At 70.8% G+C, this 20,530-nt stretch carries 15 protein-coding genes; 4 read left to right on the forward strand and 11 right to left on the reverse strand.

Annotation, left to right across the window (positions count from 1 at the left end):
• Positions 1 to 11: 11 nt before the first annotated feature.
• The 7 genes from ACIBLC_RS10855 to ACIBLC_RS10885 all read right to left on the reverse strand — a co-directional run bounded on the left by ACIBLC_RS10855 (position 12) and on the right by ACIBLC_RS10885 (position 7,494).
• On the reverse strand, positions 12 to 2,192 hold the full coding sequence (locus ACIBLC_RS10855; protein ID WP_399210476.1) for a bifunctional serine/threonine-protein kinase/ABC transporter substrate-binding protein: 2,181 nt from the start codon (positions 2,190 to 2,192) through the stop codon (positions 12 to 14).
• A 2-nt stretch (positions 2,193 to 2,194) separates the two neighbouring features.
• On the reverse strand, positions 2,195 to 4,366 hold the full coding sequence (locus tag ACIBLC_RS10860) for a bifunctional serine/threonine-protein kinase/ABC transporter substrate-binding protein (protein ID WP_399210477.1): 2,172 nt from the start codon (positions 4,364 to 4,366) through the stop codon (positions 2,195 to 2,197).
• Entirely contained in the window at positions 4,363 to 4,929 is a 567-nt protein-coding gene (locus tag ACIBLC_RS10865) for a hypothetical protein (protein WP_399210478.1), read from the reverse strand. The genes ACIBLC_RS10860 and ACIBLC_RS10865 overlap by 4 nt, the downstream gene beginning before the upstream one ends.
• A 652-nt stretch (positions 4,930 to 5,581) precedes the next feature.
• Positions 5,582 to 5,704 (reverse strand): type B 50S ribosomal protein L36, encoded by a 123-nt coding sequence (gene ykgO, locus ACIBLC_RS10870; RefSeq protein WP_054230145.1) that lies wholly within the window; start codon positions 5,702 to 5,704, stop codon positions 5,582 to 5,584.
• Between the two features lie 38 nt (positions 5,705 to 5,742).
• Complete coding sequence (locus ACIBLC_RS10875) at positions 5,743 to 6,003, reverse strand: type B 50S ribosomal protein L31 (protein WP_399210480.1); 261 nt, start codon at positions 6,001 to 6,003, stop codon at positions 5,743 to 5,745.
• Positions 6,004 to 6,050: 47 nt separating this feature from the next.
• Positions 6,051 to 6,215 (reverse strand): 50S ribosomal protein L33, encoded by a 165-nt coding sequence (gene rpmG, locus ACIBLC_RS10880; protein ID WP_383689497.1) that lies wholly within the window; start codon positions 6,213 to 6,215, stop codon positions 6,051 to 6,053.
• 163 nt (positions 6,216 to 6,378) lie between these two features.
• Positions 6,379 to 7,494 (reverse strand): AI-2E family transporter, encoded by a 1,116-nt coding sequence (locus tag ACIBLC_RS10885; RefSeq protein ID WP_399210481.1) that lies wholly within the window; start codon positions 7,492 to 7,494, stop codon positions 6,379 to 6,381.
• A 226-nt stretch (positions 7,495 to 7,720) separates the two neighbouring features.
• On the opposite strand from ACIBLC_RS10885, the gene ACIBLC_RS10890 reads away from it, so the two are divergent.
• Positions 7,721 to 8,956 carry a saccharopine dehydrogenase family protein gene (locus tag ACIBLC_RS10890; protein WP_399210482.1) on the forward strand — a complete coding sequence of 412 codons (1,236 nt, stop codon included), beginning with the start codon at positions 7,721 to 7,723 and terminating at the stop codon, positions 8,954 to 8,956.
• Positions 8,957 to 9,046: 90 nt separating this feature from the next.
• Here ACIBLC_RS10890 and ACIBLC_RS10895 read toward each other — a convergent pair whose 3' ends face one another.
• Entirely contained in the window at positions 9,047 to 11,317 is a 2,271-nt protein-coding gene (locus tag ACIBLC_RS10895) for a M4 family metallopeptidase (RefSeq protein WP_399210483.1), read from the reverse strand.
• Positions 11,318 to 12,103: 786 nt separating this feature from the next.
• Between ACIBLC_RS10895 and ACIBLC_RS10900 the strand changes: the two genes are divergently transcribed.
• Positions 12,104 to 12,676 carry a hypothetical protein gene (locus ACIBLC_RS10900; RefSeq protein WP_399210484.1) on the forward strand — a complete coding sequence of 191 codons (573 nt, stop codon included), beginning with the start codon at positions 12,104 to 12,106 and terminating at the stop codon, positions 12,674 to 12,676.
• A gap of 103 nt (positions 12,677 to 12,779) precedes the next feature.
• Here the strand turns inward: ACIBLC_RS10900 and ACIBLC_RS10905 are convergent, their stop codons facing one another.
• Complete coding sequence (locus ACIBLC_RS10905; RefSeq protein WP_399210485.1) at positions 12,780 to 14,639, reverse strand: LamG-like jellyroll fold domain-containing protein; 1,860 nt, start codon at positions 14,637 to 14,639, stop codon at positions 12,780 to 12,782.
• Between the two features lie 369 nt (positions 14,640 to 15,008).
• Between ACIBLC_RS10905 and ACIBLC_RS10910 the strand changes: the two genes are divergently transcribed.
• Positions 15,009 to 18,215, forward strand: coding sequence for an alpha-L-rhamnosidase (locus ACIBLC_RS10910; RefSeq protein ID WP_399210486.1), 3,207 nt, complete (start codon positions 15,009 to 15,011; stop codon positions 18,213 to 18,215).
• Between the two features lie 102 nt (positions 18,216 to 18,317).
• Here ACIBLC_RS10910 and ACIBLC_RS10915 read toward each other — a convergent pair whose 3' ends face one another.
• Entirely contained in the window at positions 18,318 to 19,019 is a 702-nt protein-coding gene (locus ACIBLC_RS10915; protein WP_399210488.1) for an SDR family oxidoreductase, read from the reverse strand.
• A 93-nt stretch (positions 19,020 to 19,112) separates the two neighbouring features.
• On the opposite strand from ACIBLC_RS10915, the gene ACIBLC_RS10920 reads away from it, so the two are divergent.
• Positions 19,113 to 19,676, forward strand: a complete 564-nt coding sequence (locus tag ACIBLC_RS10920) for a TetR/AcrR family transcriptional regulator (RefSeq protein ID WP_399210489.1) — start codon at positions 19,113 to 19,115, stop codon at positions 19,674 to 19,676.
• 129 nt (positions 19,677 to 19,805) lie between these two features.
• On the opposite strand, the gene ssuE is transcribed toward ACIBLC_RS10920, so the two are convergent.
• Positions 19,806 to 20,435: an NADPH-dependent FMN reductase gene (ssuE, locus tag ACIBLC_RS10925; RefSeq protein WP_399210490.1), complete on the reverse strand. Its 630-nt coding sequence runs from the start codon at positions 20,433 to 20,435 to the stop codon at positions 19,806 to 19,808.
• Positions 20,436 to 20,530 lie beyond the last annotated feature (95 nt).

A 20,530-nucleotide genomic window follows, 5' to 3' on the forward strand; every position in this document is an offset into this window, starting at 1 on the left:
GCGACTCCTGGTCAGGCCTTCTTGACCTGGTCGTAGCGGCCGAGGAAGCGCGGAGCGCCGTTCTCCACCCGCTGGAGGAAGAGGCTGTTGACCCAGCGGAACTCGTCCGTCACCGCGTCGAACTCGATGGTTTTCGCGAGCCCTTCGTACGTGCTCGAACGGAGCCTGCGCACCATCGCGCCACGCTCCGCCCCGGCGCTGCCCAGCTCGTGCAGCCCATGGGCGACGAAGAGGAGCGCGTCGTACGCCTCCACGGCGAAGCGCTCGACGGTCTCGACCGCGAAGCGCTTCTTGTACGCCGCCACGAAGCGCGCAGCGGCGGGCACACGGGCCGGGTCCACATAGGTCGTGCAGATCACCCAGCCCTCGGCCGCGGGGCCCGCCTCCGTGAGGAACGCGGCCTCCAGGACCGGTTCCGACGCCATGCGCGTGCCCTGGAAACCGGCCCGTCGCAGGGCGCGGGCGCACAGGGCCGCCCGGTGTGGCGAGGCACCGGCGTACACCACGGCCTGCGCGTCGGCGGCGACCACCGCGACGGCGACCGTGTCGAAGTCCTCACTGTCCGCGGGGACGGCATGGGTGGTGGTCGTGCCGTTGGCGGGTGAGAAGTCGGTCAGGTCCCTGACGATCTGCCAACTGGTGCGGCTGGCCGCCCTGTCGTCGATCACGGCGGTCCTGCGACTCTCCTCGGCGTGGGAGAGGTAGTGGATGAAGGGCGTCGACAGAGCGTTCTCGTTGGGCCTGAGCTGGAAGAACGCGCGGGTGACGGTCTGCACGTACACATCGCTGCCGGAGGACACGGTCACGATGGGCAGCAGGGCCTTCTCGTAGCGGACCATGGCGGCCTCGGTCACGGCGTTGCCGGTCGGGCCGATGACTGCGTACACGTCATCGGCCGCGACGAACTGGTCGGCCACCCGCTCGGCCTGTTCCGCCTTCCCCGCGTCGTCCAGGACCTTCAGGGCCAGGTCGAAGGTGCGGCGGTCACGGGAGCGGGAGTTGAAGTCCGCCACGGCCAGCCGGGCCCCCCGCTCCTGCGCACGGCCGAGCGCCTTGCCGGGTCCCGACAGGTCGGCGTGCAGGCCGATGACGTACCGGGGCAGTGGATCAAGGCCCGCCGTGCCGTCGTCTCCGGCGGAGGACCGGGAGGCGGCCCAGGCCGCCACTCCCCCGCCCGCGATCACCACGCCGGCCGCCGAGCCCAGGGTCAGCAGGCGGCGCCGGGAGAGGCCGGGGCCCTGCGGCGGCAACATGAGCGTGGCCGGTCCGGGGTCGGGCATGGCCAGGACGGCGGACGAGCGTTCCGCGATCAGCCGGGGCAGTGCGGGCGGCAGCCATTCGCCCTCCCCGTGCCCCTCCCCGGCCAGCGCGTCCCGCACCGCCTCCGCGGTGGGCCTGGCCTCCGGATCCTTGGCGAGACAGCGGGACAGCAGCGGGACCAGGGCCCACGGTGCGGAGTCCAGGTCGGGTTCCTCGTGGACCGTACGGAAGATGATGGCGGCCGGAGTGCCGATGCCGAACGGGCGTCGGCCGGTCGCCGCGTACGCCAGGACGCAGCCCAGCGAGAAGACGTCGCTCGACGGCCCGATGTCACCGCTCTGCGCCCGCGCCTGCTCGGGCGAGAGGTAGCCGGGCGAGCCGATCACCACATCACTCGCGGTCAGCGCGGTTGCACCGGTGGAGCGTGCGATGCCGAAGTCGATCAGCCGCGGTCCGTCCAGGGCGAGCAGGACGTTGCCCGGTTTGACGTCCCGGTGCACCAGGCCCGCCGCGTGCACCTCGGTGAGCGCTTCGGCCAGCCGGGCGCCCAGGGCGCGCACCGTTCGGTACGGCAGCGGTCCGTGCAGCGCGACGGCCTCGGCCAGCGAGGGACCCGGTACGAAGGCGGTCGCCAGCCAGGGTTCGCGAGCCTGCGGCTCCGCCGCGGTGACCGGCACCAGCCACCGCCCGGTGAGCCCGCCCGCGGCCTCGGCCTCGCGCCGGAACCGGGCCCGGAAGCCGTGGTCGGCCGCGAAGTCGGCGCGGATCACCTTCAGCGCGACCAGCGCCCCGCCCGTCGAGCGGGCGAGGTAGACCACGCCCATGCCGCCCGCGCCGAGCCGGCCGAGCAACCGGTAGCCGCCGACGGACGGCGGGTCGCCCGGCTTGAGCGCCTGCACTCCCGCCTGCCCCTCCGGGTGCGCCTCGGCCACCGCTACACCTCGGAGGGCGCGGCGCCGATGAAGCGGAACCGGCCGCCCTCGACCTTGTGCAGGAAGATGCCCCAGCCGGCGAACGTGCCGTCCTCCGGCTTGAAGGAGAACTCCTTGGTGATGCCCTTGTAGCGGCTCTTGCGCAGGAGGCCCACCAGGTCCTGGCGCTTCGGCGGCCGTCCACCCTTCGTGGCCTTCAGCAGCTCCTGGAGGACGAGGTTGACGGTGTCGTACGCCTCGGCGGCGTAGTAGCCGGGCGCGGCACCGTAGCGCTTGCGGAAGGCCGCGGTGAAGGCCGCCGCTTCCGGCACCGCGGCGGGGTCGACGAAGGACGAGGTCAGCAGCCAGCCCTCGGCCGCGTCCTGCGCCAGCTCCAGGAACTCCGGATCGATGACGGCCTGCGAGCTGAGCCGCGGTTTGTCGAAGCCGGCCTCCGCCAGCGCGCGGGCCACCGCGGCCGCGCCCTGCGCGTAGCCGGCGTAGATGAACGCACTGATCCCGGCCCGCAGCATGTCGGCGACCACGGGTCCCACGTCGTCCGTGCCCGCCGGGATCACCCGTGGGTAGGCCGGCGAGCCCACTTGTCGCAGCATCATCGCGTTGATCGAGGCCGACTCCTGGGCGTACGTCTGCGCGGTGCGGTCCTGAAGCAGGCCGGGGCGCAGCGTCGCCTTCTGTTGCATGAGGTAGACGGTGATCGGGAGGGAGAGGGCCGCGTCGCTGGGGCGGCAGTGCAGGAAGGACCGGTACTGCTCCCTGGTCAGGATGAGTCCTCCGGCCGAGACGCACAGGAGTGGCAGCAGGGCCTCGTCGTACGTGCCGAGGACCGCGTGGGCCGTCTCGTCGTTGGTCGGGCCCAACACGGCGAGCACGTCGGCGTCCTGGATCAGCTTCTTGGCCGCGGCCGGCGCCCGCCCCGCGCTGCCACCGTCGTCGGCGGTCTTCAGAGTGAGCTCGAAAGGCTTGTTCCTACGGGCGTTGAACTGCTCGATCGCCAGCCGTGCGCCCTGCTCCTGCGCCCGCCCCGCCGTACGCCGCGCGCCGCTCAGGTCCGCCTGCACTCCGATGGCCCAGCGGCGTGCCGTTGGCTTCGCCGGGGTGTCGTCGTCCCGCAGCACGGCCCAGGCCGCGGTCCCGCCGGCCGCCAGGGCCACCGCGGCGCCGGAGGCCAGTACGAGGAGCCGCCGTCTGCTGGGCGATGCGGGTCCCTCGTTCGCCGGCGTGTCGGCGACGGTCGGCTCGATGTCGGGGAGCGCCAGCATCTCCGCCGAGCGGTCGGCGATCGCCCGTACGACGTCCTCGGGCAGCCAGTCGATCTGCCCGCCCTCGGGGACGGCGTCCTCGACCAGCAGCACCGCGCCGAAGTGCTCGGCCGTCGGACGGTCCGCGGGGTCCTTCGCCAGGCACAGACGCAGCAGGGTCAGCAGTTCGGAGTCTTCTGTGTCCTCGGGGTCGGCGGCCTCGATGCCGCTCAGATCGGGTTCGTCGTGGACCGTTCGGTAGAGCAGGGCGTCCGCCGTGCCGGTGCCGAAGGGCGCGCGGCCGGTGGCCGCGTACGCCAGCAGGCAGCCCAGCGAGAAGATGTCGCTCGCCGGGCCCATCTCGGCGCCGCGCGCCTCCGCCTGCTCGGGAGAGAGGAATCCGGGCGTGCCGATGACCAGGTCGGTGGAGGTGATCGCGGTCTCGTCGGTCGTACGGGCGATCCCGAAGTCGATCAGCCGCGGACCGTCCACGGCGAGCAGGACGTTGGCGGGCTTGACGTCACGGTGGATCAGCCCGGCGGCGTGCACCTCGCTCAACGCGGCGGCGAGCATCCTGCCCAGGACGCGCACGCTCCGGACTGGCAGCGCGCCATGCCGGGCGACGGCTTCCTCGAGCGAGGGGCCGGGCACGAAGGCGGTGGCAAGCCAGGGCGCGGCGGCGTCCGGGTCGGCGGCGGTGACCGGCACAGCCCAGGGGCTGGTCACCCGGCGGGCGGCCTCGACCTCGCGGCGGAACCTGGCGCGGAACTCGGGGTCCTCCGCGTACTCGGCCTGGATGACCTTGACGGCGGCCAGCGACCCGGACTCCGTACGGCCGAGGTAGACCACGCCCATGCCGCCCGCGCCGAGGCGGGCCAGCAGCCGGTGTCCGCCGATCGAGGCGGGGTCGGTGGGGAGCAGCGGCTCGCTCATTCCGGCGCCTCCAGTTCGATCTCGGCGCGGCTCAGCATCTGGTTCACTCCCTGGAGCAGGGCGGCGTCGACCTCTTCGTCGGACCTGCCCTTGGACCCCTTGCCGACGACGGCCACGGTGACCTGGCTCAGCCGGCTCTGCACCCAGTAGTAGTAGTGGGGGCCGCCGAGTTGGTCGCTGTAGTACTTGCCTGACTCCGTGAGCGAGTCCTCGGAGGTGAAGTTGCCCATCAGACCGAAGTCCGCGCCCTGGGAGAGCAGTCCGGTGATCCGCTCGCCCTGGCGGAGCTGCTGGTCGGGGCAGCGCAGCGCCTCTTCGAGGGTCTCGGCCATCTCCCATTCGGCGTCCACCACGGTCGGGTGGACGGTCACGATGGCGGCGACGCGGATCGGTCCCTTGCCGTCCTCCGCGGGCAGCTCCATGTAGCGGGTGAGGCTGGCGAGTGCCGTCGCGGGCAGCGGCTCGCGCTGCCAGACGCAGTTGGCGTCGAGGACGGGCCAGAATCCGGGTTCGCTCTCGTACGGGTTGCGTTTGACGAAGCCGGGGCCAAGGTCGCGGGCCACCGCCCCGACGATACGGACCAGACGTTCGGCCTCGGCGCGGGTCTTCGGCGCGCGGCCGGGATCGGGGGTGAAGCTCAGACCCGTGGCACTGGGGGTGGGGGACGGACTTGAGCGGGCCCCGCCTTTCGCGTCCGCTTCCTCGGAACCGGCGGGCTTCGCGGCCCCGCCGTCCGCAGCCCCCGAACAGCCGGTCAGCACCAGCCCCGCGGCTAACGCGCCGCAGCACAGCCGTAATCGTCTCCGGTACACCGTCAACTTCCCCCATCCGCACGCACGTTCCCCGCAGGGAGGGTATCGACTATGCCGCGGGTACACTACGACCCCGCCGGAGTCGTTCATTCCTGAGAGCTCTGCGCCGGATGTTTCTCAACACCAGTCATTCCAGGGTCAGTTGACCCCGGTTCACGCAATCCGCCCCGCGTTGCACAGCACCTTCCCTGTCCGCCGTCACGGAGGACGGCGGAGGCGGACACAACGGTTCCCCGGCCGTGGTGCCGTTGAGCCGAATTCGCGCCTCGGCCTCGTTCAACTCCGCCGTCCTGAGGGCGTTTTCTTCAGACGGACGGACAACCGGGGCGGTCCCTCGAAACGCGCCGGGACGCCGGGAATCGCGACAGCGATCCCGGCGCCCCGTCCTGCGGTGCTCGGCTGTTCAGCCCTGGCGGGCCTTGAAGCGCGGGTTCTTCTTGTTGACGACGAAGACCACGCCGCGTCGACGGACCACCTGGGCCCCGGGCTTGGACTTCATCGAGCGCAGGGACTTGCGTACCTTCATGGCTCTGTTCTCCTCCTGCTCGGCTCCGGCCCCGTGGTTCAGCGCTGGGCCGGGACCGCCCGGCCGTAGCGGCGCTCGAAGCGCTCCACGCGGCCGGCGGTGTCCACTACTCGCGAGGTCCCCGTGTAGAAGGGGTGGCTCGCCGACGAGATCTCGACGTCGATCAGCGGGTAGGTCCGACCGTCCTCCCACTCGATCGTCCGGGACGAGTGCGCGGTCGACCGCGTCAGGAACGCGACGTCCGCGGCGCGGTCCCGGAAGACGACCGGCTGGGATACGGGGTGGATACGGGACCTCATGCGACTTCCTTCCCTGGAACTGTCCGCCCGGTGACTACGGGCCTGGCTCAGCGTTCCTCCCGGAACGGGACATGCTCTCCGGCCGCCGGGTCGTACTTGCGCAGGACGAGCCGGTCGGGATCGTTCCGACGGTTCTTGCGCGTCACGTAGGCGGTGCCGGTCCCGGCCGTCGACCTCAACGTGACGACAGGGCGTGCGCTACTGCGTGCCATCAGGTTCTCCTTTCACCCACATCCGCGAATTTGACTCGCGCATGTCAGCTTCCTGGTGTCTGTAACAGCCACCCCCCTTGGCGCATTCCCGTACGGGCCGACCTGGGGCTTCGCGCAGCGGTGACCGCCTTTCGACCTGCGGCGCCGCGGTCGGGGCCGCCCGCTACGACGGGACAGCGGCACCGGTATGCGGCTCGTCAGTGCCCGGTTCCCGCTGCGGTTCGCTGAGCTGCTCGCGCAGATAGTTCCAGACCACCGCGATCAACGCGGCGACCGGTACGGCGAGCAGGCTGCCCACGATGCCCGCCAGGCTGCCGCCCAGCGTCACCGCCAGCAGGATCACCGCGGCGTGCAGGCCCAGCCCACGGCTCTGGATCATGGGCTGGAACACGTTGCCCTCGAGCTGCTGAACGACCACGATGATCGCCAGCACGAGCAGGGCGTCCGTCAGGCCGTTCGACACCAGCGCGATGAGAACCGCGACGAAGCCGGCGAACAGGGCGCCCACGATCGGAACGAACGCGGAGACGAAGGTCAGCACGGCCAGCGGGAGCACCAGCGGTACCCCCAGAGCCCACAGCCCGATGCCGATCAGAACGGCGTCGAGCAGGCCGACGACCGCCTGGGAACGCACGAACGCGCCGAGGGTGTCCCAGCTTCGCGCGGCGACGATCGGAACATCGGTGGCGAGCCGGCCCGGCAGCTGACGGGCGAGCCACGGCAGGAACCGCGGACCGTCCTTGAGGAAGAAGAACATCAGGAACAGCGCCAGAACGGCCGTGACCACACCATTGACCAGGGTGCTCACCCCGGAGACGAAGGCGGAGACCATGCTGCCGACACTGTCCTGGATCCGGGCGACGGCCGCGTCGGAGGCGTCCGCGATCTGGTCGTCGGCGATGTTCAGCGGCGGCCCCGCGGCCCACTCACGCAGCTTCTGGATGCCGTCCACCACGCCGTCGCCCAGCTCACCCGACTGGGACGCCACCGGCACCGCGATCAGCGCCACGGTGCCCGCGGCGACCAGGAGGAACAACACGGTCACGGCCGACGCGGCCAGCGCGGGGCGCCACCCGCGCCGGCGCAGCACCCGAGTGAGGGGCCAGGTCAGCGTGGTGAGGAACAGGGCGACTATGAGCGGCCAGACGACCGACCACATCCGGCCCAAAGCCCACAGGGCCACCCCCGCCATCACGAGGACCAGCAACAGCTCAACAGAGATACGCGCCGATGTACGCAGCGCGGCGCGGGTTTTCGTGGAACTCAGGGTGGCAGACATGGGGTCACCCTATGGGTACTCCGGGCCTGCTTCGCCGACGCTCCCGACAGGCATCCAACGGGGCTGCGGGCGCGAGGAGTTGGCTGGTGGCGGGGACGACGGCCGACCGCCCCGTTTCTTGCCGCCCGATCCCGCGGGGCGGCGCCCGGACCCGATATCGTCCTGCCCCACCGGGTCGGCGGCGGGGACATCCCCCGCTGAGGGCGGCACAAAGGAGCGCGGCGCTATGCGAGTTCTCATGGTCGGAGCCGGAGGCGTGGGCACCGCGATCACGAAGATCGCGGCCCGCCGCGACTTCTTCGAGCACATGGTCGTCGCCGACTACGACCGCGCACGGGCGGAGTCGGCCGTCTCGGGTGTCGGGAACGACCGCAGATTCACGGCGGTACGGCTCGACGCCTCGGACTCGGCAGGCGTACGGGCCGCCCTCGCCGAACACCGCTGCGACGTCCTGCTCAATGCCACCGACCCCCGGTTCGTCATGCCGCTGTTCGACGCGGCACTCGCCCACGGCGCGCACTACCTCGACATGGCGATGTCCCTGTCCCGGCCACACTCGGCACGCCCGTACGAGGAGTGCGGAGTGAAGCTGGGAGACGCCCAGTTCGAGCGGGCCCCCGAGTGGGAGGCGGCGGGCCGGCTCGCGCTGGTCGGCATGGGGGTCGAGCCGGGCCTGTCGGACGTCTTCGCCCGGTACGCCGCCGACGAACTCTTCGACGAGATCGAGGAGATCGGCATCCGTGACGGCGCCGATCTGGTCGTGGACGGATACGACTTCGCCCCGTCCTTCAGCATCTGGACGACGATCGAGGAGTGCCTCAATCCCCCGGTCGTCTACGAGACGGACCGGGGCTGGTTCACCACGGCGCCCTTCAGCGAGCCGGAGGTCTTCGAATTCCCCGAGGGCATCGGACCGGTGGAGTGTGTCAACGTCGAGCACGAGGAAGTACTGCTGATCCCGAGGTGGTTGAAAGCCAAGCGGGTCACCTTCAAGTACGGCCTCGGCGACGAGTTCATCAGCGTCCTGCGGACACTCAACAAGCTCGGTCTGGACCGTACGGAACTGGTCACCGTCGACGGCGGAAGCACGGGCAGGGTCGCGGTCTCCCCGCGGGACGTCGTCGCCGCCTGTCTGCCCGACCCGGCCGGCCTCGGGGACCGCATGCACGGCAAGACGTGCGCGGGCACATGGGTCAAGGGGACCAAGGACGGCAGGCCCCGAGAGGTCTACCTCTACCACGTGGTCGACAACGAGTGGTCGATGGGTGAGTACGGCTCCCAGGCCGTGGTCTGGCAGACGGCGGTCAACCCCGTGGCGGCTCTCGAGCTCATCGCGTCCGGCGCCTGGCACGGCAGCGGGGTGCTCGGCCCCGAAGCGCTGCCACCCCGGCCGTTCCTCGACCTGCTGACGGAGTACGGCTCGCCGTGGGGCATGCGCGAGGACACTCCCGTAGGCCGGTAGGCCGGCAGAAGTCCCTACCCGTGCGGAGCGGAAAACCGCCCGCCCGGACCGCGTGCGGCGGTCCGGGCGGGCGGCGCGAGGCGGCAGGGGTTACGGGGTGAGCTGCCACCGCTCGATGTAGCCGACGTCGATCGCTGCGACGTCACGGACGCGCAGGATCCAGGTGCCGTTGACCGGTTGTGCGGAGGCGTCGACCGTGAAGGTCTGGTCGACGTTGTCGGCGGAACCGCCGCTGCGGTTCAGGAGCGAGTAGACGGTGCCGTTGGGACCGACCAGGTCGACCGTCAGGTCACCGCGGTAGGTGTGGACGATCTTGACGTAGACCTGGGTGGCGGCCGAGGCGTTGCCGTCCTGGCCGGTGATGACGACCGGGGATTCCACCGCGGCACCGACGTCGGGGATGTCGACGCGTGTGCCGTTGGCGTAGATGTACGCCACCCGCCAGACGAAGCTCACCGGGGCGGCCGCCCCGGTGCTGTCGGTGACCGTCAGTGTCACGTCACTGGACCCGGCAGTGGTCGGCACGCCGGAGATCAGCCCGGTGTCGCTGAGCGTCAGTCCGTCCGGCAGGCCGGTCGCCTCATAGGTCAAACCGGCACCGGAGTTGGTGGTGTAGGCGTCGACCTGGAAGGAGACCTCCTGGCCGACGCCGCTGGTCTGGTCGTCGATCGGGGCCACGTTGACGCCGAGCGCGATCCGGTCGCCGACGTTGATCGCGGCCCAGGCCGCGGCGACGGAGAGGTAGGTGTCGCTGTACGCGCCGAACAGGTCGGCCGCGGCCTGCAGGGTCGCGGTGCGGGCACCGGCGTAGTTGGTGGTGGAGGTCATGTAGGTGGTGAGGGCCCGGTACCAGATCTGCTCGGCGTTCTCGATGCCGATGCCGGTCACGGCCACGCCGTCGTAGGTCGGGCTGTCGTAGTCGACCCCGTTGACCGTCTTCACGCCGCTGCCCTCGGAGAGCAGGTAGAAGAAGTGATTGGCCGGGCCGGAGGAGTAGTGGACGTCGATGCTGCCGAGCGAGGAGTCCCAGTTGTCGCGGGACGCCCCGTCCTTGGAGGGCTTGTCCATGTAGCGCAGCGGGGTGCCGTTGCCGCGGATGTCGATCTTCTCGCCGACCAGGTAGTCGGGGACGTCGGCGGTCAGGTCGGCCTGGAACTCCACGGCCGCGGCGAAGATGTCCGACGTCGCCTCGTTGAGGCCGCCGGACTCGCCCGAGTAGACCAGGCCCGCGGTGGCACTGGTGACGCCGTGGGTCATCTCGTGCGCGGCGACGTCCAGGGAGGTCAACGGATGGGTGTTGCTCGCGCCGTCGCCGTAGGTCATGCAGAAGCAGCTGTCGGACCAGAAGGCGTTGACGTACGCGTTGCCGTAGTGCGCCCGGCTGTAGGCGGCCACGCCGTCGTTACGGATGCCGTTGCGGCCGTAAACGTCCTTGTAGTAGTCCCAGGTGGCCGCGGCGCCGAACGCGACGTCCACACCGGCTGTCTGCCGGTTGCCCGTCGTGCCGTCTCCCCAGACATCGTTGTCATCCGTGAAGAGGGTGCCGGTGCCCGAGGTGCCCTGGTTGAGGTCGTACGTCTTGTGGCCGGCCCGGTCCGGGTCCGTCAGCTGGTACGTGGAGCCGACGAGCGTGGTGCCGAGCGGAACCGTCCCGCTGAACTGGCCCGTGCCACTGCCGGTGTGCACCTTCTCGAAGTCGAAGAGCGCCTTGCCCGAGGTGGCGTCGGTGACGACGTGGAGCTCGCTCGGCGTGCCGTCGTGCTGCACGCCCTCCACCACCGACTCCCAGGCCAGCACCGACTTGGCCTCGCCGGCCCAGACGACCAGCCGTGGGGCGCCGTCGACCGCGGGGCTCTTGGCCTCGGCCTTCCTGGCGGTGGCGAGTGCCTTGCCCGCGGCGGTGCGCGAGGTGACCCGGGGGGTGGTTGTCGGCACCTTGACGGCGGCCTCGGTGGCCTCGGAGACCGTGCTGCGAGCGCCCTTGACGTGCACGACCAGGTCGCCGCCGAGTACCGGCAGGCCGGCGTAGGTGCGCTCGTAGCGGGTGTGCGTCGTGCCGTCGGCGTCCTTCGCGACGTCCTTGACGATCAGCTTCTCCTTGGAGCCGAGGCCGAGGTTCTTCGCTGTGTCGCCGACCGCCAGCGTCGCGCTCTTCAGGAGCGCCGCGTGCTTGGCGGGAGACAGTTCCGCCGGGGCCGCACCGGCCCGGGGAGTGGCGACGATCTTGGCGTCGTCACGGTCGGCGGGGGCCGCGGATCCGACGCCGGTCTGGAAGCCGGCGGCGAGCAGGGTGCCTGCCGCGGTGAGGGCCAACGCCGCTGTGCGTCTGCGTCGGTTGGAGGTGGGGGATGGCCGGAGCAAGGGCTTCTCCTTCTGCGACGGTGGCCTGTGATGCAGGCCGGGAGAGCCGGTCGGCGGGGTGTGGCCGGCCGGCGACGCGCTGAACGGGGAAGGGCGCGGTCCGAGAACACGCAGGGGCGTGTCCGAATTCGGTGGCGCACAAGACGTGGGGGCGTGAAGGAATAGTGAACGCGCGACGATCAGAGTGACACCGCCCACTCGATCTTGTCATGGCGGCGACAATAGAACGGCTCGAAATGGTTCCTGTGTGCTGGCTGTTCGTCCTGGGGCAGGATGGTTTTCGGCCGCCGCCGGACGGTGTGGACGGACTCGACGGGGGCGGCCTCTCGGCTGACGGCTCCGGCTCCGGCTCCGGCTCCGGCTCCGGCTCCGGCTCCGGCTCCGGGCTACCGCGCCAGAGGTGGCGCCGGTTGCCGAGCTCGACGGCGCACCGCGCGAGGATCAACCCCGGGGAGTCCGGCGGGATCCGCTCCCCCGACTTCGCACTCCGTGCGGCGGCGCCTCGGGCGGCCGAGGCGTGCGAAGCCGCCTTCTGGGTCACGCGTCCGCACCGGGTGCGTGACCTTGACGTACGGTCGGCACCGCACCGCACCGCACGGCGGGGCCCGCGCCTTTGCCGATCTGATCCGGCACCCGGTGGCCCCCTGCAAGTCCTCCCTGCCCGCGCCGCGGCTCCGTGGAGTGCCTGTCGGCCGGCCCCGGGCGGGTCACGGCGACTGGCGGCGGCGAGGCCCGCCGTGACAGGGTCGGCATGCTCGTGAACGTGGCGTTGGTGAGGGAGAGTTCGTGGACACGCAGGTGTGGGACGCGCTGGTGGCGTCGATGAAGAACGCGTACACCGCGGGTCTGGGCGACGGGACGGTACCCCGCCCGGTCATCATGCCCCTGGTACGCGGTGAGCTGGTCGGACTGATCTGGGTGCGGCCCATCAAGTCCGGCGACGACTCGCTCACCGGCATCGCCCAGCTCTCGAACATCGCCGCGGCGGCCGGCGCCGACGAGGTGGTCCTCGCCTGGGAGACCCGCGATGTCGCCACCGCCTGCGAGCTGCCGGTCGTCGGCCCGGCCCCATGCCTGAACATGGTGCACGCCACGACAGAGGGCCATATCCTCCACCAGTTTCCCTACACCGAGAGGCCTCCCGCCGACTCCCCCGACGGCGGGCCCTCGGTCGAACCGGAGTGGCTTCCCGCTCTCGATCCGCAACCGGGCGGTGAGCTGGTCGCGCCGGTCAGGGCCGCCGTCGGCTTCTCCTTCACTCCGCTCGAACTGGACCACCCCTCGCCCTTCGGCGTCACCGTCATCCTGATGGAGGAGGACGGCTTCGACGTACGACTGACCGAGGCGTTCGCCCCCTGACCAGGCAAGCTCATGCGAGCCGACCGTCGTACGACAGGGACGGGCGCCGCCGGTCCGGCATCGGCCGGCCGGACCGGCGAGGGAGTGCGAGGCACGCCGCGGCCTACTCGAAGGGCATGAGGAAGTCCCGTACGGGCAGGGCCCTGTTGACGATGCGGGTGTCGCCGATCCACCCGTAGAAGCCCTGTCCGAAGTTCTCGTCGAACTGCGTGCCGCCGATGACGAAGGGCTTGCCGAGTGTGGCGATACCCGTCGACGGCTGGGACGGGTTGCGGGCGATCTTCGAGCCGTCCACGTACATCACCGTACGGCGGCCGTCGTTGACGACCGCGATGTGCATCCAGCGGCCCACGGGGACGGCGTGGCTCCACGAGGTGGGGTCGGCGTCCTGGCGGTGCGGGTAGACGACGTACTGGAGAAAGCGCTCGGGAGACAGGTTGAGGCTGCACGTGGGCTCGAGCGGGGACCAGCCGGTGGTCTTGCCCGCGTCGCCGTTGCGCCCCTCCCAGCTGAGGATGCCCATCCAGCTGTGGTCCCCCTCGAAGGGCTCCGGCAGCCGGACGAAGGTCTCGATGGTGTAGCCGCGGGTGAACTTCTCGCTGTTCAGGGCCGCTTGGGGGCCGGTGGTGAGGACGGCACCGCGGTCCGGGCTCTTGCCGCCGTCGAAACGGAGGCTGGCGTGTGCCGGCTGGCCCGTGTGGTGGTCCGCCGACCAGGTGAGCGCCTCGGGGCCACTGGAGTGGAGGCGGTTCACGGTCAGGTCGTTGCCGTTGCCCGTCAGGTCGCGCACGAGCGTGCCGTCGGCGACCGGGGCGCCCGCCGTGCCGGACGCGTCGAAGCGCCAGTACGCGACCGTGCCGCGCGGCATCACGGCGGAGGCCGGACGCGGCTTCGGCGGGACGACCGGGGCGAAGCCGGCGAACCGCTCGTCGAAGTCGATGCTCAGGCTGAACCGGTCGACGTCACCGGTCAGTTCGATCGTCTCGGCCTCCAACGGCGCCCGCTTCTCCGGATCACGGGCGAGGAACCACGGCGAGAAGGTCTCGACGTCGATCACTCCGCGGGCCAGATCGAATCCGTACGTACGGATCATCCCGGCGCCGCCGTAGTAGCGGTCCTGGTAGTTGGTGATGTGGACGTGGACATCGTTGTCAGCATCGTTGGTCAGGACGGTGCGGCCCGGCGGCCAGTAGTGGCCGCCCAGTGCCAGGAAGATCTGGTCGTTGCCGCGGACGAGGCCGTCCCACAGGCGCTTGCCGTTGTCGGAAAGCTGGGCGTTGCCGTCGTCGTCCGCCCAGACGATGTCGTGCGTGGTGAGGATGGCGGGCAGGGTCGGGTGCGAGTCGAGCACGCCCTGCGCCCACCGAAGCCCCTTGTCCGACACCCGCCAGTCCAGGGCCAGAACCAGCCACTCGCGGTCCGCGGCGTGCAGCACGTGGAAGCTGTTGTAGCCGTCGGGCGAGGCGCCTCGGAAGGTCGGCATCGACGCGTAGCGCTTGGGCCCGAACGCCGCGAGGTAGGCGGAGTCGCCGCGCTGGTCGTCCGTGGAGGAACGGATGTCATGGTTGCCCGCCAGCACGCTGTAGGGCACCTTGCCGTGGATGGTGCGGAAGGTGTCGGCGGCGAGTTCGATCTCGTCCTCGGTGCCGTGCTCCGTGACGTCGCCCAGGTGCGTCATGAAGGCGATGTTCGCCTCGGCCCGCTCCGCGACGAGGTAACGGAAGGTCTCCTTCAGAGGCGCCGGGTCCGCGCTGTCGGCGTCGAAGAGGTACTGCGTGTCCGGGAGGACGGCCAGCGCGAAGCGCGGGCTCTCGGGATCGAAGCGGCCGCCGCCGGTCGTGGCGGAGGCCTGTGCCGGTACCGCCGTGGAGGCGGCGACCGCCACGCCGACCGCCGGTACCGCGACCGCGGCCCGCAGCAGCGAGCGTCTGCCCGGTCCGTCCTGATGCCCTGCTGTGCTCATGTGTCCTCCGTGGAGAGTGAGGTGGGGATCAGACGGCACAGTGCTGACCAGCGATGGCCACGCGATGGCAGGAAGCTGAACGCCGCGTTCTGTTCGCCGCACGATTGGCAGCCGCCCCGGCCACCTCGCGCCGGATCGGGACGGGCAAGACTTTCGGACAACCCACAGGCGGGCGAATTGGGCAGCGGAATTGAAACCGTTCAATTGCCCGTGCCGTAGATATGTCAGACCCGGCAGAAAGCGCGTTCCCGTCCGATGCCCCGTCAAGAAAGTCTCTGCACGCTCATTGACCCCCCATCCCACCCGCCCCTACGTTCACCTACGTTCACCGCTGTGAATCGATTCATCCTTTCTACGTGAGGGGCCGCAGTGATCAGCAGGAGGAACATGCTCGCGGGTGCGGCGGCCACGGTGGCCGCGACGGCCGCCGCTGGACCGGCAGTGGCCGCACCGGTTTCCACCCCCGCCACGGCGCACGCACAACGCGGCGCCGTACGCGTCACTACGCCGACCGTCGAGTATGTCCAGCACCCTCTGGGCCTCGACGCCCAACACCCCCGGCTGAGCTGGCCGATGGCCTCGGACAGGCCGGGGGTGCGCCAGAGCGCCTATCAGATCCGCGTCGCCTCCAGCGCGTCGGGCCTGTCGCACCCGGACGTCTGGGACAGCGGGAAGGTCACGTCCGACGAGTCCGTCCTCGTCCCGTATTCGGGTCCCCGACTCAAGCCGCGCGCACGGTACTTCTGGTCCGTGCGCGTGTGGGACACCAGCGGTGGGGTTTCCGGCTGGAGCGCGCCGTCCTGGTGGGAAACCGGCCTCATGGACGCCTCTCAGTGGACCGCGCGATGGGTCTCCGCTCCCCCGGCCCTCACCGACGCGCCTTCCCTGGAGGGCAGTTCATGGATCTGGTACCCCGAGGGCGACCCGGCCGCCGGCGCCCCGGCGGGCACCCGATGGTTCCGCCGGACCGTCGTGGTCCCGGACGGGGTCACGGCGGCGACCGTGACCATCACGGCGGACAACGTGTACGCCGTCTCCGTGAACGGCACCGAGGTGGCCCGCACCGACCTGGCGACGGAGTTCGAGAACTGGCGCCGCCCCGCGATCATCGATGTGCTCCCCGAGGTGCGTTCCGGCAAGAACGTCATCGCGGTCTCGGCGATCAACGCGACCGAGGGACCCGCCGGTCTGGACGCCGTCCTCACCCTCCACACGGCGTCCGGCGAGCAGCGGATCGTCACCGACGCGTCCTGGAAGTCGGCGAACCAGGAACCCGCCGCAGACTGGCGCGAGGCGGACTTCGACGACAGCGGCTGGTCCGCGGCGAAGGTGGCGGCCGCCTGGGGCGCCGGCCCCTGGGGCAGGGTCGTCCCGGTGAAGTACGCCGCCAACCAACTGCGGCACGAGTTCAGACTGCCGCGCAAGAAGGTGGCACGCGCCCGCCTGTACGCCACGGCTCTCGGCGTCTACGAGGCCCACCTCAACGGCCGCCGCGTGGGCCGTGATCAGCTCGCTCCCGGCTGGACCGACTACCACGAACGCGTCCAGTACCAGACGTACGACGTCACCAAGCTGCTGCGGACCGGCCCCAACGCCATCGGCGCGTACGTGGCGCCGGGCTGGTACGCGGGCAACGTCGGGATGTTCGGGCCGCACCAGTACGGCGAACGCCCCGCTCTGTTGGCGCAGTTGGAGATCGAGTACACCGACGGGACCAGTGAGCGCGTCACGTCGGGCCCCGACTGGCGGGCCGCCGCCGGGCCGATCGTCGCCGCCGACCTGCTGGGCGGCGAGACGTACGACGCGCGCAAGGAGACCCCCGGCTGGACCTCACCCGGCTTCGACGACCGGACCTGGCTCGAGGTCGGCGCAGCGGGCGACGACGCCCCCGACCTGATCGTCGCGCAGGTGGACGGGCCGGTCCGGGTGGCCGAGGAACTCTCGGTCAAGAAGGTGACCGAGCCCCAACCGGGCGTTTTCGTGCTGGACTTGGGGCAGAACATGGTCGGGGCGGTACGGCTGCGGGTCTCGGGCGACGCGGGAACGACCGTACGTCTGAGGCACGCCGAGGTCCTCAACCCGGACGGCACCCTCTACACCGCGAACCTTCGCACCGCCACAGCGACCGACACGTACACCCTCAAGGGCCATGGCGAGGAGACGTACGAGCCGCGCTTCACCTTCCACGGTTTTCGCTATGTCGAGGTGACGGGGTTCCCGGGCACCCCTTCGGCGAAGGCCGTCACGGGTCGCGTCATGCACACCTCCGCGCCCTTCACCTTCGAGTTCGAGACCGACGTCCCGATGCTCAACAAGCTGCACCGCAACATCACTTGGGGTCAGCGCGGCAACTTCCTCTCCGTCCCGACGGACACACCCGCGCGTGACGAGCGGCTGGGCTGGACGGGTGACATCAACGTGTTCGCGCCGACGGCGGCCTACACGATGGAGTCGGCCCGTTTCCTCACCAAGTGGCTCGTGGACCTGCGCGACGGGCAGACGAGCGAGGGCGCCTTCACCGACGTGGCGCCCATGGTCGGCACGGTGGGCAACGGTGTCGCCGGGTGGGGTGACGCCGGGGTGACGGTCCCCTGGGCGTTGTACCAGGCGTACGGCGACCGGCAGGTGCTGGAGGATGCCTGGCCGTCCATCCAGGCCTGGTTGAAGTACCTGGAGCAGCACAGCGACAAGCTGCTGCGGCCCGCCGGGGGGTACGGCGACTGGCTCAACATCGAGGACGAGACACCGAAGGACGTCGTCGCCACCGCGTACTTCGCGCACAGCGCGGACCTCGCGGCCCGGACCGCCGAGGCGATCGGTGAGGACTCGGCGCCCTACCTCGACCTGTTCGGGCGCGTACGCACGGCGTTCCAGAACGCCTATGTCAGCGCCGACGGCAGGGTGAAGGGTGACACGCAGACGGCCTATGTCCTCGCCCTGTCGATGGGCCTCGTCCCGGCGGCCCTGCGGACAGCGGCGGCCGACCGTCTCGTCGCCCTGATCGAGGCCAAGGGCTGGCATCTGTCGACGGGCTTCCTCGGTACGCCCCGTCTGCTGCCCGTCCTGACCGACACGGGACACACCGACGTCGCCTACCGTCTGCTCCAGCAGCGCTCCTTCCCCAGTTGGGGCTACCAGATCGACAAGGGCGCGACCACGATGTGGGAACGCTGGGACTCCATCCGGCCCGACGGCAGCTTCCAGACCCCGGACATGAACTCCTTCAACCACTATGCCTACGGGTCTGTGGGCGAGTGGATGTACGCGAACATCGCCGGTATCTCGGCCGGCCGGCCCGGTTACCGCGAGATCGTCATCCGTCCCCGCCCGGGCGGGGACGTCACCTCGGCCCGTGCCACGTTCGCGTCGGTCTACGGCCCGATATCCACGCAGTGGCGGCAGCGGGCCGGCGGGTTCCTGCTGACCTGTACCGTGCCTCCGAACACGACCGCCGAGGTGTGGATCCCGGCGGAGGCTCCGGGCGAGGTCGCCCACACCCACGGAACGTTCCTGCGCACCGAGGACGGCTGTGCGGTGTACCGGGTCGGCTCCGGCAGCCACCGCTTCACGACGTAACACCGAGTCCCGCGGTCGCGGCCCGGGGGCGGCCTGTTGCCGGCCGTGCGTTCACGCGCACCCGGCAACCGGTCGCCGCACTCACCGGGACGGCGGGGCCGGTCAGGCCTGGAGCTGCGGGTACAGGTTGGTGATGTCACCGGACAGCGCGGCCTTGGCCTGGCGGGACGTCTCGTCGGCGAGCACCTCGTACGCGCCCTTCTCGATCCCGTCCAGCGCCTCCTTGGCGATGTCGGCGGGCTTCGACTTGGGCTGCGTCACCCCGGCGGTCATGTCGGTGTCGACGTAGCCCATGTGGAGGCCCGTCACGCCGATGCCGCGGTCCAGCAGCTCGATGCGGAGGGCGTTGGTCTGGAGCCACAGCGCGGCCTTGGTGGCGGAGTACGCGCCGTGCAGGGCGACCCAGGAGAGTGCCGAGTGCGCGTTCAGGATGTGGCCGCCGCCGTTGCCCTCGATCACCGGCACGAAGGCCCGGGTCAGGTTCAGCGGGCCGAAGAAGTTGGTCTCGAAGACGTTCCGGATGTCCTCGATCGGTGTGTCCAGGTAGGTGTCGGGCGAGCTGCCACCGGCGTTGTTGATCAGCACGGTGACGTCGGGCGCGGCCGTCACCAGCGCGTCGATCGAGGCCTGGTCGGTGACCTCCAGCGGCAGCGTCACAAGGCGGGGGTCGGTGCTCGGCAGGGGATTGCGCGCGGTGGCGTACACCTTGCTCACACCACGGGTGAGCAGGTCGTCCACGATCGCCTTGCCGATGCCGCGGTTGCCGCCGGTGACAAGGACGACGGCGCCTTCGAGAGTGGTCATTTCGACTCCAGGGAGAGTGGGAAACCGATCGGTTTCCATCCACCGTAAACCGATCTGTTTCCTCTGGCAAGCCGAGCCGGTACTCTCGTTGGCATGACGACCTCGACGACACCCCGCGAGCGCCTGCTCGAAGCGGCGGGCGAACTCTTCTACCGCGACGGCATGGGCGTCGGCGTGGACGCTCTGTGCAAGGCCGCCGGGGTCTCGAAGAAGTCGATGTACCAGCTGTTCCGGTCCAAGGACGAGGTGATCGCGGAGAGCCTCGCCGGCCTCGGCCCGGCCTACCAGGCCGCTCTGCTGCCGGACACGGACGCCGACCTCTCACCGCGCGAGCGCATCCTGACGGTGTTCGAGCGGCAGGATCGGCTGACGGCCGAGGGCAGCCTGCTCGGCTGCCCGTTCGTGAGCGCCGCGGTGGAGCTGAAGGACCCCGACCATCCGGGGAGCGTGGTCGCGCGCCGTTTCAAGCAGCACCTGACCGACTTCTTCCAGACCCAGCTCATGGCCGCCGAGGCCGACGATCCGGAGACCCTGGCCGTGCAGTTGACGATCGTCTTCGACGGCACGAGCGCCCGGGCCGTCGTACGGGCCCAGGCGCTCGCGGGCATCGGCCCGGTCACCGCGTCGGCGCTGCTCGACGCGGCCGGGGTCAAGTAGGGGGTGTCGGCTCCCCCATGGCTGACATCTCCCCGGGCGAGGGGTGGGAATCGTTGCCGGCCGACGTCCGCGAGGAGGTGGACGGTCATGCCCTCCGGGGTGCCCGGCTGTCCGCGCCGCCCGCCGCGGCTAGCCCGCGCTGCGGGCCACCTGCCTGCCTCCCGCCGGGATCCCGGCGGCGGCGTGCGGAGCGGCGACCCGGCCGGGCAGCGGTACAGGTACGCCCGTCCGGCCGCCGAGTGCGGTGGAGAACTGGTCCGTCACCTGGGCCAGGGCCTGCGCGGCGGCCGGAGCGACGGTCAGGGTGCCGTTGTCGCCGACGGTGATGTCCTTGTCGAGGGTGAACCAGCCCGGAACGATGTGGGCGGCCCCCATCGAGCTCAGGACGGGGCGCAGCGCGTAGTCGATGGCGAGGACATGGGCCGTGCTGCCGCCGGTGGCCAGCGGCAGAACCGTCTTGCCGGTCAGCGCGTACTGCGGGAGCAGGTCGAGCAGTGACTTCAGCAGCCCCGAGTAGGCGGCCTTGTAGACGGGCGTGCCGATCACCACACCGTCCGCCTGCTCGAACAGTGCCGTGGCCTCGATGATGGCGGGGTGCCGGAAATCGGCGCCGAGGAGCGCCTCGGCGGGCAGGGTCCGCACGTCCAGCGGGGTCACGTCGTGGCCCTGGCGCCGGAGCCGGTCATCCAGGTGGCGCAGGAGCCGCGCGGTGCGGGAGGTGGCGGAGGGGCTTCCGGAGACGGACAGGATGGCGGCCATGTAGGGACCTTCCGGGTTCGGGGATTCAGAAGTACCGGGACCGGGTGGACGGGGCGGTTTCCCGGCCGCGTGCGCCGTCGGCCCACCGGCGGTGG

The sequence above is a fragment of the Streptomyces sp. NPDC050535 genome, assembly GCF_044457665.1.
Taxonomy (GTDB): domain Bacteria; phylum Actinomycetota; class Actinomycetes; order Streptomycetales; family Streptomycetaceae; genus Streptomyces.